Source organism: Aequorivita marina (assembly GCF_031631895.2).
GTDB lineage: Bacteria > Bacteroidota > Bacteroidia > Flavobacteriales > Flavobacteriaceae > Aequorivita > Aequorivita marina.
On sequence record NZ_JAVMBW020000005.1, the window covers coordinates 127,612 to 143,340 of the forward strand.

Below are 15,729 nucleotides of genomic sequence, written 5' to 3' on the forward strand. Positions count from 1 at the left end.
ACAAATATAATTTTAATTTTTAAAGGATAACAAGTTTCTCAAACTTTTCAACTCGCTGATTTGTTAACGCAGATTTAACGGTAATCTTATATACATACACACCTTTTCCTATCCGATCGCCAAAATCATCGCGGCCGTCCCAGGTAATTTCCCGAGACAAATAGCTACCTGAGGGCGGTAAGGAGGCATTTTTGGTCCACACTACTTTTCCGGTAACGGTAAAAACCTGTACTTGCACATCTAAGGTTTCATCTGGCCTATTATGGTTAAACCAGAATTCGGTATAGTTAACAAATGGGTTTGGATAATTGAGCACTTTAGATATTTCTAGCTTCCCGCTGCCGGCGACAATAAATTGTATCTCGGCGGTGGAGGAGTTGTTATACACATCCCAAGCTTTTAACTTAAGCGTATGCACACCGTCTTCCAAGTCTCTAAATTTATAATGGGTTTTCCCTCTGGTGTAATCATCAACTTCGGCTTGGTAAAATTCATTGAGAACAAACGGATTGGCTTCATCACCATCTAAAACGGCAACAATATCGTGACCAATACCACTGGCGGTGTTTATTCCGTTGGCATCTTCCAGTTTGGCAATTAAAATTGGGCTATCATCGGTTATTCCGCCAGAAACAAAGCTTTCATCGTTCATAAAAAGCTGGATCAATGGCCCTTCGTTATCTTCAGGAGCATTTTCATTTAGACCACCTACCTTTAAATCTAGGTTTACCCCAGTTTGATCTTCTGAGGCATCATTCCTTTTGGCGTAGAGACTTACTCTTCCTTTACCTACAGGAATTTGGATATCGCGAGGTACAACAAACTTAAACTCAAAACGCCCATTTGCAATGCTTGCCTGCCCATTAAACAGGCCTTCTCCCAAGGTCACAAAGTCCATAATAACACCTTGATTGTCATTATCTAAGGTTTGGCGCATTACATTTTTATCAAAAATTTTAGCCTCCAAAACCCCGTTATAGTCAGTCAAAACAGCACCTGAAGCACTTACTACTTCGCCTTCAAGCTTAATTTTGCTCAAAGCTTTTAGTGTATCTGTTGCTATTTCGATAGGCACATCGTTTAAAGCCGTAAGCCGAATGTTTTTCTTTGGAAATGCAAGTGGCATTGCTGGATCGCCAACATAAAAAACCACGCGTCTTAACGTATTCCCCATACTAATTTTGGACCTACGAAGCCCTTCAGCAGGAGGCAAGGGGTTTTCGGTATCAAAACCAAATAAATTTTCAGCTAAATAATCATTAAACCGCACTCCAGCACCTATAAAGATAGCTCTAGTAGTTGTCATCAATGAAATTGCACCGCCTTCTCTATTTTGATAGGTAAGCTCGCCCGCCGTTATCCGAAGTGGATTGTCAAATTTTGTAAACTCGCAAGTAACGGTTACAAAACACGGCAACTTGTCTTTGTTTTTTAATTCCTGAGCTGCTTCCTTGGTATAAATTGCCTCATGAGCTAGTCCGTCTTCACCCCCATGGCCAAAATAATCAATAATTATAGCTCCCGTTTCTATCCCGGTTTTAATGGCATCATTAACTTCTGGATAGCGATTACCGCCTGCAGAAGCTTGTTGCTGATACGAATCGGAATGAATTTTCTTTACGTTGACAAATGGTTTTTTTACCGAAATGCGATCTCCAAGCGAATCCAGTCTTTTTTGTAAAATAGCTTCAGTTGACACGTCAACATCGTCTGAAATTAACAAGAAATTATTCCGCCAGTTGCCATAGGAGCTTTGTTCCGAATACCGAATTATTTTATCTACCATGGCGTTGGCCAAGGAAACATCATCTACAACAATCCTTCCCATTGCAATATCCAACCGATCATTATCGCGCAACGGATTTAAATCGTTGTCATTTTCATAAGTATTGCCGCCAATGGTGCCTTCGTTTTCGTCCATGTTTCCGAAGAAATCATCAGACATAAACGAACTGCTAATACTAGCACCCTCCTGTACGTGATAGGTAGGAACAATATTATTGTTATTGGCAAGCCTGTTTTTGTAATCAATGGAAGTATCACCAAAAATACCTACATATTTAATGCGTTTTGAAGCGTTTGAAGCATTGTAATACACATACCGAATAAAATTACGAATGGCACTTATGTCTTGACTTCCCGAGCTAAACTCCTCATAGATTTTATCAGTGGTCACCACCTTTACGTTAAGGCCTTGGGTGATTTTGTGATGCGTAGCCAAACGCAATGCCGGCTGAATCAAAAAAGGTGCGGTGATTATAAGATAGTCAACATCTTTAAAATTGCCAGATTCATCATTAAAAATACTTCCTTTTAAATTTTGATTCTGAATCGCAGACTGTCTAATCTTTGTAGGCGCATAGTAATCGCTAGGGTTTACAGCCACATAGTTACGAACTTGGCCCAAATTCTGCTTAAAAGTAATGGAGGAAGCGCCTTCTTCATTTTCCTTAGCGCTTATGCTTTCAAGGTTGGTCACGTCCCATATTTGTGAAAATTGCGAGGCGTTGCTTATTTGGTATTCTCCTACTCCCGAAATATCGGCGGCATCGTTAAAGCGAAATGCCAATTGCCCGTCCGTACCGCTTAACTGTCGTTTTGCCCAAATACCAATATAATCCAGATACCCAATACTGGATGGATTTCCGCCATTGCTATAGGCTAAATCTACCGTTACTGTTTCGCCACTAGCCGGCACCGAAGCATCCATATCGCGAATATTCAACAGGCCTTGGTCGCCCAATCCAGAAAAATTTATAGGGTCTAAACTCGTACTGTTTACCGTAACGGCCATAGAGGTTGGGCTTTCAGAAGCTGCAGCAGCCTTTACCACGATTTCCATTGGGGCTCCCGAAACAATGTTCTTAAATTCAAAACTATAGCTTTGTTCGCTCTCAATATCAAAGCGGTTGCCATACCACTTTCTTCCCATTTTTGTTGGGCTTAGCTCGTCTTTTTCATGAAATTGATAATCGTCGAACTCGGTTATAATTGAATTGGCTGTTGCCGTAGGCTCAACCATGGCACTAATTCGTTTTCCAGCAGGACCATCGGCAGTTACATAATAATAGGAGTCGTCAGTGTACGGGTTTAAGTTAGAGTCGTTTTCACGAACATAACCTTCGGTATTGGTACCGTAAAACAATATGTAATCGCCGCCATCAAAACTGCCATCGGCTTCCCCCACAACCTGAATGGCATTTTCAGGAATATCAAAAAAACGGGTATTTCTGTTTAGAAGTGGCAGTGATTTCCCGCCATGCCCATAAATTTTAAGGTTTCGCGGGTTAATGCCGTCGGTATTCATTCCCAGGCTATTCAGAAAAGACTTGTCTATTTTATAAACCCCTGTTTTTTCAACTTTAAACTTAAACCATTGCCCAGTAGCAAGAACTGAATTTGTAATCCCTGGCGGCGGATTTCTATTTTGCGGGCCATACCGATAATCAACATCAAAAGAAAGCACTTTTTGATAGCTTCCATTCCTTTTTAGTATCGGTGAGATATTAAAAATAGTAAAACGTTCGTCCCTCGCCATGGTGGTAGCTATTGAATACTCAAGGCTATTTGGCAAGGATTGGGGTGTAATCTTGCTCAGTTCTTCTGAAGTAACCGATCCATACCGAACATTGGTAACACGAACCGAGTTAGGATCTGCAAAACCATTGTCCTTCCATTGTGTGATGTAGCTTACCGTTTCTTTATCCATGCGAATTTTGAGCGCATCAAGAGCCTTATCGGCAGCAGAAATACCAGGTTTGCTAGCACTAAAGTTACTGGTTGAAGTATTTTCAGCATCCCAGTTTATAGACACGGTTCTTGATTGCGCATTTCCTAAAAATGGAAGCGTCATTAAAATAAAAAGAAGTATCGTTTTTCTCATCAGTACCAATAACGCAGCAAATATACACTTAGTATAAGGCAATATTTTAAACTTTCGCTATATTCTGCCATTAGGATAATAATTTTAAAACTAATACGTTTGCATACTGGTTGGTCTTAAAACATTTATCAAGAATCTACCGAGCAATTATAACAAAATAATATTGTGTTTTTACCGTTAATGACTATATTGCGAACCCAATTTTATCATATTTAAATCTATGATGTTAAGAAAAAACCTAGCATTTAAGCTATTTATTACTGTATTAGCAAGCTCTCTTTTTATAGGATGCAACAAAACCAGAGATTATAAAGACAGCTCTCGTGCTACTGGATGGAAGATGAACGCCAAGGAAGGTGGCTTCCAGTACGACCCTGAAGCCAAAGAACAAGAAACTGGGCCAGGCCTTATTTTTGTTGAAGGCGGAACTTTTACAATGGGAAAAGTTCAGGATGACCCGATGCACGATTGGAACAACACTCCAAACCAACAGCACGTTCAATCCTTCTACATGGATGAAACCGAAGTAACCAACCTTATGTATCTTGAATACTTAGATTGGTTAAAGCAAGTTTTCCCTCCGAGTGACGAAACTTATAAAAAAATATACGATGGCGCTCTGCCAGACACGCTTGTTTGGAGAAACCGTTTAGGGTTTAATGAAGTAATGACCAACAATTACCTTCGCCACCCTGCCTATGCTAATTATCCGGTTGTAGGTGTAAGCTGGGTTCAAGCCGTTGAATTTAGCAATTGGCGAACAGATCGCGTTAACGAAGCAGCTTTAGAAAATTCTGGAATCACATCTCGTGATGCACGTTATGACGCTGAACCTGGTTCAACTTTTAGCACAGAAACCTATCTAAATGCTCCAACGCAAGTATATGGAGGGAATGACTCCATTACCCGTGGCGGAAAAAAATCTGAATCCATTGCCAAAAGAAGCAAGGATAGCACAAACTTATACATACAACGTCAAGATGGTATTCTTATGCCCTCATACCGCCTACCTACCGAAGCAGAATGGGAGTATGCTGCTTTAGGCTTAGTAGGAATTAGAAACTACAACGCTTACCGCGGGAAGAAAAAATATCCGTGGAGTGGTCAATACACGCGCTCTGGTAAAAGAAGGTCTCGTGGCGATCAATTGGCAAACTTTAAACAAGGTGATGGTGACTACGGTGGTATTGCAGGATGGAGTGACGATGGTGCCGATATTACTGCCGAAGTTAAATCGTACGAACCAAATGACTACGGTCTTTATGACATGGCCGGAAACGTTGCCGAATGGGTTGCTGATGTTTACCGCCCTATTGTTGATGATGATTTTAACGACTTTAACTACTATCGCGGTAACGTTTATACAAAAAATGCCATTGGAGAAGATGGAAAAGTTACTATAGTAACAAAAGACTCTATAGTATTTGATACGCTGAGCAATGGTAAAATTGTTGCACGTAATTTGCCCGGCGACATTCTTAGAGAACCTATTACCGAAGAAGACACCTACTTACGTACCAATTACTCAAAAAGTGACAACCGCGACTTTAAGGATGGTGACAAGCGTTCGTCAAGATATTATCAATCTTTCGCAGATGAGGTAGATGAAGAAAGTAACAAGCGTATGTATAATTCGCCAATTCAGAAAGTTTATGCAGATAGTTCGGGAACATTAGATCGCCAGTATGATAAATCGTCTGAAAGAACTACATTGGTAAGCAACGAAGTTCGCGTTTACAAAGGTGGTTCTTGGAGAGACCGAGCCTATTGGTTAGACCCTGCACAACGCCGCTACTTCCCGCAAGATATGGCATCAGACTATATTGGGTTTAGATGTGCAATGAGTCGCGTTGGTTCAAAATCTAAAAAGAAAAAACGCCCTAGAAATTAAGATTTATATTTTTTTAAAAAAAAACCCTCCTGAGCACGTTGCTTCGGAGGGTTTTTTTATATTTATTTTATGAATATAGCTGCTATCCATCAATTGTTTTTAAAAAGTAATGGCGTTAGTACAGACACGCGAAAAATTTTTAAAAACTGTATGTTTTTTGCCCTTAAAGGTGAAAACTTCAACGGAAATATGTTTACCCAAGAAGCCTTAGACAAAGGCGCCTGTACGGTAATAATAGACGAAGAAGCGTTCCATAAAAACAATGGCGACACTATTCTTGTAGAAAATGTGTTGGTAACTCTACAACAACTAGCCAGACACCATAGAACCTATCTAGACCTACCCATCATTTCGCTTACTGGAAGCAACGGAAAAACCACCACCAAAGAGCTTATCAATGCCGTGCTATCGCAAAAGTTTAAAACCATTGCCACCCTTGGCAACCTCAACAACCATATTGGCGTGCCATTAACCCTACTTAGAATGGACCAGGAAACTGAAATTGGGATAGTAGAAATGGGTGCAAACCATTTAGGCGAAATAAAAATGCTCTGTGAAATTGCAGAACCTAATTATGGATACATCACAAATTTCGGAAAAGCGCATTTAGAAGGCTTCGGAAGTGTAGATGGTGTTGTACAGGGCAAGACCGAACTATATCAGTTTTTAAAAAAGCACAACCGGAAGATATTTGTCAATGCCAACGACTCCAAACAAATGGAGAATTCGAAAGATATAAATCGCATCACTTTTGGCACTGAAAAAGCCGATTTCCACACACAGTTAAGCAGCACTTCAGACACGGTTGTTATTAAATTTGCCGGCAACGAAATTAGAAGCAATTTAGTGGGTGTATACAACTTCGCCAATCTAGCTGCTGCAGTTGCAATAGGAGCATACTTTAAAGTAGATAAAACTAAAATTAAAGCCGGGATTGAAAGCTACATACCGTCAAACAATCGATCGCAATTAATAAAAAAAGGCTCCAACACTATTTTAATGGACGCTTATAATGCCAATCCTACAAGTATGATGGCTGCACTAAAAAACTTTAAAACGACAAAAGGCATTAACAAAATATTGTTTCTAGGCGATATGTTGGAACTAGGAACGGCTTCTGAGGCAGAACATCAAAAAATAGTTGACTTTGTAAGCACAGAAAACTTTGAAAGCGTATTTTTTATAGGAAGCAATTTTTACAAGACAAAAACCTCCTCAGCAAACATAAACACCTATAACACCTATGACGATTTAAAGGAAAAGCTAAAAGAAAATACGCCAACCAATTCAACAATTTTAATCAAAGGATCTCGCGGCCTTGCTTTAGAACGTATATTAGAGCTCCTATAAATTAATAAACCTTTATTACTCAGGCTTTACCCCTTCCGTCCGCTGAAAAAGAATTTCAACTTTTAAAAGATTATACATCCGGCGGACACCTTCCCACACATAATAATATTTTTAGCAATAAACAATAACACTCCCTATTTTAAGAGCGGAGTACCCGAAGGGTGGGGTAGGTTTTTTTTCAGGTAATGAAAAACAATCCAATAAGAGGAGAAAGTGGGCCATACTGGATTCGAACCAGTGACTTCCACGTTGTCGACGTGACACTCTAAACCAACTGAGTTAATGGCCCATTATTAAAGATGCGAAAATACGAATTACACAATCGAAACCAACAGTAAAAACAGCTATTTATCGAATTTCTTAATTGGTTTCTTTTTAATCATACCACCCTTAGCATCTTTTACTGAGGTCATAATTATAAAAGCATTTCGGTCAATTTTTTCAACCTCTGTTTTTAGTTTACTCATCTCTAAACGAGTAATTACGGTGTAAACTACATTAAAAGGTTCGCGGGTCTGCCCTTCTTTTGCAAAACCTTTTTCGGCCTTGAAAATTGTACATCCACGGCCCATATTATCAACTATAGCCTGTCGGATTTCCTCATTGTGTTCCGAAATAATTGTAATCCCCATAAACTCCTCAATACCGTCTATTACAAAATCGACGGTTTTGGAAGCCGAAAAGTAGGTGAGTATGGCATAAAGTGCAATTTCAGTAGAAAGAATATAAGCCGCTGTCATAAAAATAACAACGTTAAATAGCAGGATTACATTCCCAACGGTAAGGCTTGTATTTCGGCTAATATAAATTGCAAGAACTTCGGTACCATCAATTATAGCCCCACCTCTAATCGCCAATCCTATTCCTAAACCAAGAAACAGCCCTCCAAAAGCAGCTATCAATATTTTGTCGTCCGTTATCTGCGGAAAAGGGATCAAGGCAACCGCAATGGCCAAAAGCATGATACCAACTACGCTTTTCACGGCAAACCTTTTCCCTATGGAAAAGTAAGCCAATATTAAAAATGGCAAGTTAAATACAACAAGCAATAACGAAAGGGAAAAACCTGACAAGCTGTTTACCATCAAAGATATACCGGTAACGCCCCCATCAAGAAACCCACTGGGCATCAGGAAGCCTTTTAAACCAAAAGAAGCTGACAACACGCCCAAAAACAAAATGAACAATTCCGAAATCTCATGAGCCACCTCAACCTCAAGGTTTCTAACGCTTTTATCAAAAGATGCGGAAGACGGAGGTAGTTTTTTATCCTTATTGCGAAGATTGACTACTTCTATGATTATTTTTTTTATGAACGGAATCAAATGGAATTGAGTTTAAAGTTTAAGAAGCTTCAAAGTTAATGCATTCCATGCTTTTGTAATATCCAATCTTAAAAAAATTGAAATAAAAAAGGATCAGTGTTAGCTGGAGCTTTTGCTACAATCGGTCACAGCCGAGACTCGAACTAGTGTTCGCCGTGGCGGATATGCCTGTGCGTAGTACAAAGGAAAAACTTGTTCATCAGTTTACAACTGCTTTGAAAAAGGAAACTACCTTAAAAAAAATAGGCATCAAAAGTTCGTGGTTTATCTTTAAAGGGATGCAAAAACTATTGAGAAAACTTGAAAAAGTGTTCGTAATGCTTCAAGCCAATCGAAATGCATAGAAGTTGAGGCCCGGCTGAGTTTTGAAAAGACAGGGTTAAATCTTTAAAACTCTTAAAAATAATCAATCTTACTATCGCCATAACTATAATAGCAAGCAAAACAAAGGAGTTCTATTGTAACACACATTCGTTACAATAGAACCAATGCAACATTCTAATTATATGTAAAATTGTGTATCTTTAAGTAACAATATTATCCCTAATGAAAAACCGTTTCATTTATGTGCTCTTAGTTGTTTGTATAGGAAGTCTTAATGCCCAAAGCCCGCAAACCGAAACCGTACAGCAGCATCTTGAAACCTCTAGGGGTTTTTATAGCAAAGGGCAGCTGGATAGTGCCTATACGTACGCAAAAAAGGGATACAAGTTGGCCAAAGTGCTTAAGGCAGATTCCCTTCAGTTAGAAATTGTAAGCACGTTAAGCTACTTGGAGCCAACTATAGAAAAAGCTATTTTGTATCTTAACGAAACCAAGCCTTTAGCCATAAAAAACAGCGCTTGGTTTCCTATTGAGAATTTGTATAGAATGAAAGGGATTGTATATTTTAACAATACCCAGGACGAAAAAGCATTGATCCAGTTTTTAAAGGTAGATTCTATACTGCAACAAAAAGGGAACAATATTTTTTTAACAGCAATGAACAAGGTCTCCTTAGTAGATGTATTGTTTAAAATCACTATCACTGTTGCAAAAGATACCAGCTACCTCCAGCAGCTAGATAAAAACATTGACGAAGGACTTTTACTTATTGAAAAGGCTTCAAAAATCCCCAAAGACAGCATTTTGCATTACAATGCCAAGCGCCTTCACGTACCCGCAGCTATTCTATATGAAAAAAAAGGGTTTATTAGCGAACAGCGAAAGCAACTCCAGCAAGCCATCTACCACTACAAAAAAGCGCTCGCGCATGCCAGACCTGAAAAAAATTACCTCAGGGAATCTTCGGTTTACAACTCCTTGGCAAATATTTATCAGGTTCGAGAAGAACAAGATTCGGCTCTCTATTATTATAAAAAAGAACTGGAAACCATTAAGAAAACCAAAGATACGCTGGAACATGCCATTTCTCATTACAGAATAGCCGCTTTCTACAACAAGACTGGACAGCCTGAGAAAGCCCTGAAATACCTTAAAATCTCCCAGACCCTTATGGAAGATGCTTATTTTGTAAGGGAAGAGCTTAAGTTTGACCAACAGGAAATATTAGCTAATATTCATTATAGTATAGGAAATTTTGAAAAAGCATACGAGGCATCCGAAAAAGCCAAAAAACACCTTCTAAAAATTCAAGAAAGCACAAACGAAAAAAACATAGCTGAACTTGAAACCAAATACCGGACCGAAAAAAAAGAACAGGAAATAGCAATCTTAACTTCAAAAAATAAATTGTCAGAGGAGCGTAGAAAAAACGAACGCATTCTTTTGTTGGGTGGTTTGGTCCTTTTGCTATCGGCCGGTTTGTTCTTGTATTTTCAATACAGCAACCGTCAAAAAACCAATAAAAAACTGAAAGAGCTGGACACGGCAAAGTCCACTTTTTTTGCAAATATATCGCATGAGTTTCGTACGCCGCTAAGCTTGATAAAAGGTCCTATTGAAGACCTACTGGACTTAAAAGCGCTCCCAAAAACCCAACGCAGCAATCTTTTGGCAGCACAGCGCAACACCGGTAGGTTAGAATCGTTGATAGAGCAATTGCTGGCACTTTCAAAATTGGAAAGCGGAGAAATCAACCTACAAGTACAGCCCGGGGAGCTCTCTTCTTTTATCGCCGCACAAATTGATGTGTTTAATTATGTGTTTTCAGAAAAAAAACTGGAAACCCATATAAATCTTTCAGAAAAACAAACCACAGATTGGTTTGACCATGATTTTATTGAAAAGATCATCTCAAACCTTTTGGGCAACGCAATAAAATACACCCCCGAGAAAGGGACAATTACCATTTTTGAAAAAAGAGAAAAAAACACCTACAAGCTATCGGTCAAAAACAGTGGCGTCTTTTTAAGTACGGAGCAGAAAAAGAACATTTTCCAGCGGTTTTACCAAACAGACCCTAAAAATCCGGGTACCGGAATAGGCTTAGCACTTACAAAAGAACTGGTTGAACTACACAAAGGGACCATTAAGGTGAAAAGTAAAGAGAATGACTTCACCGAGTTTATTATATCCATCCCCATCACCAAAGATTCTTACACAGCAACAGAGATACTTGTTGACGAATTACAAAAACAAACCGCCGAAACCGTGGCTATACACGAAACTAATATTGAGGCCGCTATTACAGCAACCGAAGATGCACCCATTTTATTAGTTGTGGACGACAGTAAAGAGATAAGGGACTATGTAGCTTCCGTTTTTGAAAAGGACTACTTAATTTTTAAAGCCGCCGACGGAAAAGAAGGTTTTGAAAAAGCAAAATCTGAAATCCCCGATATTATAATAAGCGATGTGTTAATGCCCGTAGAGGATGGTTTTAGCCTTACCAAAAACGTAAAAGAAGATCCGTTAACCTCACACATCCCTGTCATTTTACTAACGGCAAAAAATAAGGTGGTGGACAAATTAGAAGGAATGGTCATTGGGGCCGATGCTTACATTACCAAACCTTTTAGTTCAAAATTAGTCAAGGCTACGGCAGCCAACCTCATTGAGACCCGCAGAAAACTGCAACAGCGCTTTGCCCAAGAAGTAATACTCACCCCAAAAGAAATTGCGGTCTCCTCTGCCGACGAGCAATTTTTGGAACGATTACAGAAAGTAATGGACAAACACCTAACCAATTCAGAACTTACAGTCGATCTTTTCGGTACCGAAATGGGCGTAAGCCGTATGCAACTGCACCGAAAGTTAAAAGCACTTACCGGTTATTCCACTACGGAGTTTTTACGCAACCAACGCCTAAAATTAGCTGCCCAATTGCTAAAAGGCGATAAAATTTCGGTTGCCGAAGTTGGGTACACTGTTGGGTTTAACGACGCTTCCTATTTTGGAAAATGCTTTAAAAAAGAGTTTGGGGTGGCACCTTCAGACTATGCTTCTGAATAAAAACCTCCATAGAAACAGCGATAACAAGGCTTTTGTTACATCTACACGAGCTTTTGTTACATAGCTACCAATCCAACTCTTAAAAGGACAATAGTTTTATGGTGTGAAATAATTCACTACAATTTAAAACTATTAATATGAAAACAATTTTTACGTGTATGCTACTGCTTATCGGTACGATATGCATAGCCCAAGACAAAATTTATGTGCACACTGTCACGGCAGAAAACACATCTGGATACATAACCACGATTGACCATCCAGACCTTAATGATAACCCAGATGCTCCTATTGTTTATGTAAATAATTTTAACCCAGGAGGCGGAGGTGGAACCCGTAATGACAATGTATCGGGGTTATGGTACAATAGTGGTCAATGGTCAATTTATAACGAAGATTTCTCGTCTATGGTCATTGGCGCTAGCTTTAACATTTATATTGCAAGCGACCCCAATGATGTTTTTACACATATAGCCACAGCCTCCAACATTTCTAACCATATGACCAGCATGGACCATCCTTTATTAAATGGGAACAGACCTGGACCATATATAGCGATGTCTCATTATTATAATCCAAACGCCGTTTACAATACCGGTAACTATGGGCAATTTTATGCGGGCGACACCAGAATACTGTACGACGAAGGCATCACCCAGGTGCCAGAAGGTGCTGCTTTTAAGGTATTGGTACAAGGCGGGACAGGGGCTATACAAACCCAACATATTTCCACAATTTCAAATATTGCTGGCAACTATACCATTATAGATCATCCTGCCTTGAACGGCAATCCAGATGCAACGTTTGTGATGAGCCATTATTGGGGCATAGCCGGGAGTCCAACTCAGGTTTACCTTGATGGGAATTTAGGGGTTTGGTACACTGGCACCAATTGGGCAATATATACTGAAGATTCAAGCATCGCCTTCCCAGAAAATGTGGGTTTCGATATTGTTATAGCACCACAAGACGTGCTTGCTGTAGAAGAAAACCAATTGGCAGCTGCCATTAACATGTACCCAAACCCTGCCAAGGATGTTGTTACCGTTGCGGCTAATACAAGCATAACCAGCATCGAGATCTATAACACGTTAGGGCAAAAAGTAACAACAATAAAGGGGAATGGAAACAATGACATGCAAGTAGATGTTTCCGGTTATGTCATGGGGAACTATCTCGTTAAAGTTACTTCCAATCAATCCAGTGAAACATTGAAGCTGATTAAAAAATAAGTTTTTTTAACAATTTAAAAAATCAATATTCTATTTTAGATTAAACATATCTTTTGAAGAAAATCCTGGAAAAGAAGACCAATCCAGGATTTTTTTTAGAGGTAACGGCACCCTTAACCTGTTTTTGGCAAAAAAGAAGTGTTCTAGTATTGTTAATCCCTCATTAACACCTTGATATTCCAGCATTCTTACAATACTACTAGCGCTTGTTACAATAATAAAAGCCGTTTTTGTAAACACAATTTACTTATACAGTATCCAACCTCCCTATATTATGAGCAAGACAAAAAGAACTTATAACGGTAGTTTACACTATGTACCAAAACACGACATATACCTAAACATCACGAACCTAAAAGACGGAAAGTACGTACTGCATATAAGCCACAAAAACAAGATTATTAAGAAAACGACTTTTAAAAAATAATACATTTAAGCTCAAGATAAATAACAAAATTCTGTACTTATTCTGTACTATGCTAAATAAAAAAGACTTCATATGTCTGTGAAGTCTTTTTTATTTAGCATAGTAGCGGGAACTGGACTTACTTTGACTGTGCTCGGCTCAGCATAAACTTCTCGTCCAGTTCTCATTCCAACAGCTTTCTAAAATAAAAAAAGGCCTCACATTTCTGTAAAGCCTTTTCTACTCTAGTAGCGGGAACTGGACTCGAACCAGTGACCTTCGGGTTATGAGCCCGACGAGCTACCTACTGCTCTATCCCGCGATATGGGTTTTTCAATACTTCAATTTTAGCTTTTAACTTTCGGTTCATAATGCCGATAGAAATATTGGACTGCAAAGATAAGAAGCTTTTCGGACTACACAAGCAGGATACTACTATTTTTTAAGAGCCCTGTGGAAAATTTCTGTTGCATCACCTTCTTTACTTATCTTTAAGCCATGAATAAGCACCTAAGGCGAATAATCTATATAGTTCTTGGTATTGGTGTAATACTTATTGTTGGTAGCGTTTCAATAAATATTGTGTTAAAAAATAAATTAGAATCCTTTATAAAAGAGCGTTTACCAGAGAATATGGTACGCTCATACGAGGATATAAGCGTAGATTTTTTTGACGGATCACTCGCAATTACAAACCCTTCACTTATAATAAAGAATACCGAAAACAAAATTGAGCATACGTTTATAAATGTAGCCAAGCTTAACATTTCGCATATTAGTTATTGGGACTACCTGTTTCACGATAAAATATGTATAGAAACCATTTCCTTGAACTCTCCAACCATAGCTTACTATAAAGACAGGATAATTCCTAAAAAAGATACAGTTCAAAAAGGTCTTATAGAGATATACAAAGCTATTCTTATTAAAAATATTGAGCTCCACAACGGCAAATTCGTAATGTATGAAAAAGATAAAGATTCAACAATGTTGTTTACCGATGGTTTATCGGTGGACTTACAAGGAATACGGATTGATCAAAAAACAGTAGCTCAAAAAATTCCGTTGCACTATAAAAGCTATAGTGCAAAAAGCGACACTGTTTTTGTTAAAACTGGGCCTTACGAAAACCTTACCGTTGAGAGCTTTTCCATTACAGACCGCAAAGCCGTTTTTAATACCATAGAACTTAAAACAAAATATTCTAAAAGAGAACTTTCCAAGGTAATAAATAAGGAACGAGACCACTATAACCTTTCACTAAAAACACTTTCTATAGATTCAATAGACTTTGGTTTTGACAGGCATCGTTTTTTTGCCAAAAGTAAAATGGTTCAACTCGCTGCGCCATCATTAGAGATATATAGAGATAAGTTGGTACGCGACGACCTAAGTATAAAACCACTGTATAGCAAAAGCCTGCGCCAGCTTCCATTTAGTCTTACCGTAGATTCTTTAAAAATTAAAGAAGGGCGTATTAAATATGAAGAAAGGGTGAAGGCCGAAAACATGGGCGGCAGCATAGACTTTAAAAATTTAGACGCCAATATTTCGAATGTTAGCAACACCTATAAAAGTCCAAAAAAAACACACTTGGATATTTCTGCCAGTTTTATGGAGAACACACCAATTTCGGTTAATTGGAGCTTTGATGTCCAGAGCCCAGAAGACCAATTCCTGTTTAAAGCCAAGGTGGGTAGGTTAGATGCAAAAGAACTGAACAGTTTTACAAGGCCCAATTTGAAAGTAGAACTAGAAGGAAGCACCCATAAAACCTATTTTACAATTGATGGCAACAATGAAAAATCAAATACCGACCTGAAAATAAATTACTCCAATTTTAAGGTTACGCTACTGCAGAAAGACGGCAGGAAAAAGAATAAATTCCTTTCTGCAGTTGCCAATATATTTATACCCAAAAACAGTGAGAAAAAAGGACGTCGGTATAAAGATGGACATGCTGAGGCAACACGAGACAAAACAAAATCTATCTTTAATTTTTTATGGATAAGCGTAAAAGCCGCACTTACCAATGCCATGATCTAATAACAACTTATTGCACCGTATTAGCAGTAAAACCGACCAATTGATTGGCCTCAAAAGTAACTTCCGCTTCAATAGGGTTGCAGCAAACCTCGCAGTCTTCAATATATGTTTGATGTGGAACAGAAGAATCTAACAACATCGAAATCTCTTCCCAACAATGGGGGCATTGAAAAAAGTGTTCTATCATAAACAATTATGTTTTA

At 38.7% G+C, this 15,729-nt stretch carries 9 protein-coding genes and 2 tRNA genes; 6 read left to right on the top strand and 5 right to left on the bottom strand.

Features of this window, described 5'->3' with window-relative positions; all coding sequences use genetic code 11:
* Window positions 1-19 precede the first annotated feature (19 nt).
* Complete coding sequence (gene porU, locus QPK98_RS08680) at window positions 20-3,883, bottom strand: type IX secretion system sortase PorU (protein ID WP_310992820.1); 3,864 nt, start codon at window positions 3,881-3,883, stop codon at window positions 20-22.
* Between the two features lie 220 nt (window positions 3,884-4,103).
* On the opposite strand from porU, the gene gldJ reads away from it, so the two are divergent.
* Both gldJ and QPK98_RS08690 read left to right on the top strand, forming a co-directional pair.
* A complete protein-coding gene (gldJ, locus tag QPK98_RS08685; protein ID WP_435373096.1) occupies window positions 4,104-5,774 on the top strand; it encodes a gliding motility lipoprotein GldJ in 1,671 nt (556 codons plus the stop codon).
* 69 nt (window positions 5,775-5,843) lie between these two features.
* Window positions 5,844-7,124 carry a UDP-N-acetylmuramoyl-tripeptide--D-alanyl-D-alanine ligase gene (locus QPK98_RS08690; protein ID WP_310992822.1) on the top strand — a complete coding sequence of 427 codons (1,281 nt, stop codon included), beginning with the start codon at window positions 5,844-5,846 and terminating at the stop codon, window positions 7,122-7,124.
* 214 nt (window positions 7,125-7,338) lie between these two features.
* Here QPK98_RS08690 and QPK98_RS08695 read toward each other — a convergent pair.
* Both QPK98_RS08695 and QPK98_RS08700 read right to left on the bottom strand, forming a co-directional pair.
* Window positions 7,339-7,413, bottom strand: a tRNA-Val gene (locus tag QPK98_RS08695).
* A 55-nt stretch (window positions 7,414-7,468) separates the two neighbouring features.
* Window positions 7,469-8,449 (bottom strand): YitT family protein, encoded by a 981-nt coding sequence (locus tag QPK98_RS08700; RefSeq protein ID WP_310992823.1) that lies wholly within the window; start codon window positions 8,447-8,449, stop codon window positions 7,469-7,471.
* 546 nt (window positions 8,450-8,995) lie between these two features.
* On the opposite strand from QPK98_RS08700, the gene QPK98_RS08705 reads away from it, so the two are divergent.
* From QPK98_RS08705 to QPK98_RS08715, 3 genes are all read left to right on the top strand, one after another.
* Window positions 8,996-11,842 carry an ATP-binding protein gene (locus QPK98_RS08705; protein ID WP_310992824.1) on the top strand — a complete coding sequence of 949 codons (2,847 nt, stop codon included), beginning with the start codon at window positions 8,996-8,998 and terminating at the stop codon, window positions 11,840-11,842.
* 137 nt (window positions 11,843-11,979) lie between these two features.
* Window positions 11,980-13,074: a T9SS type A sorting domain-containing protein gene (locus QPK98_RS08710; protein WP_310992825.1), complete on the top strand. Its 1,095-nt coding sequence runs from the start codon at window positions 11,980-11,982 to the stop codon at window positions 13,072-13,074.
* A gap of 274 nt (window positions 13,075-13,348) precedes the next feature.
* On the top strand, window positions 13,349-13,501 hold the full coding sequence (locus QPK98_RS08715) for a hypothetical protein (RefSeq protein WP_310992826.1): 153 nt from the start codon (window positions 13,349-13,351) through the stop codon (window positions 13,499-13,501).
* 228 nt (window positions 13,502-13,729) lie between these two features.
* Here the strand turns inward: QPK98_RS08715 and QPK98_RS08720 are convergent.
* Window positions 13,730-13,802 (bottom strand) — tRNA-Met (locus QPK98_RS08720).
* A 176-nt stretch (window positions 13,803-13,978) separates the two neighbouring features.
* Here QPK98_RS08720 and QPK98_RS08725 point away from each other — a divergent pair.
* On the top strand, window positions 13,979-15,526 hold the full coding sequence (locus QPK98_RS08725; RefSeq protein ID WP_310992827.1) for an AsmA family protein: 1,548 nt from the start codon (window positions 13,979-13,981) through the stop codon (window positions 15,524-15,526).
* Between the two features lie 7 nt (window positions 15,527-15,533).
* Here QPK98_RS08725 and QPK98_RS08730 read toward each other — a convergent pair whose 3' ends face one another.
* Window positions 15,534-15,713 carry a CPXCG motif-containing cysteine-rich protein gene (locus tag QPK98_RS08730; RefSeq protein ID WP_310992828.1) on the bottom strand — a complete coding sequence of 60 codons (180 nt, stop codon included), beginning with the start codon at window positions 15,711-15,713 and terminating at the stop codon, window positions 15,534-15,536.
* Window positions 15,714-15,729: the final 16 nt, after the last annotated feature.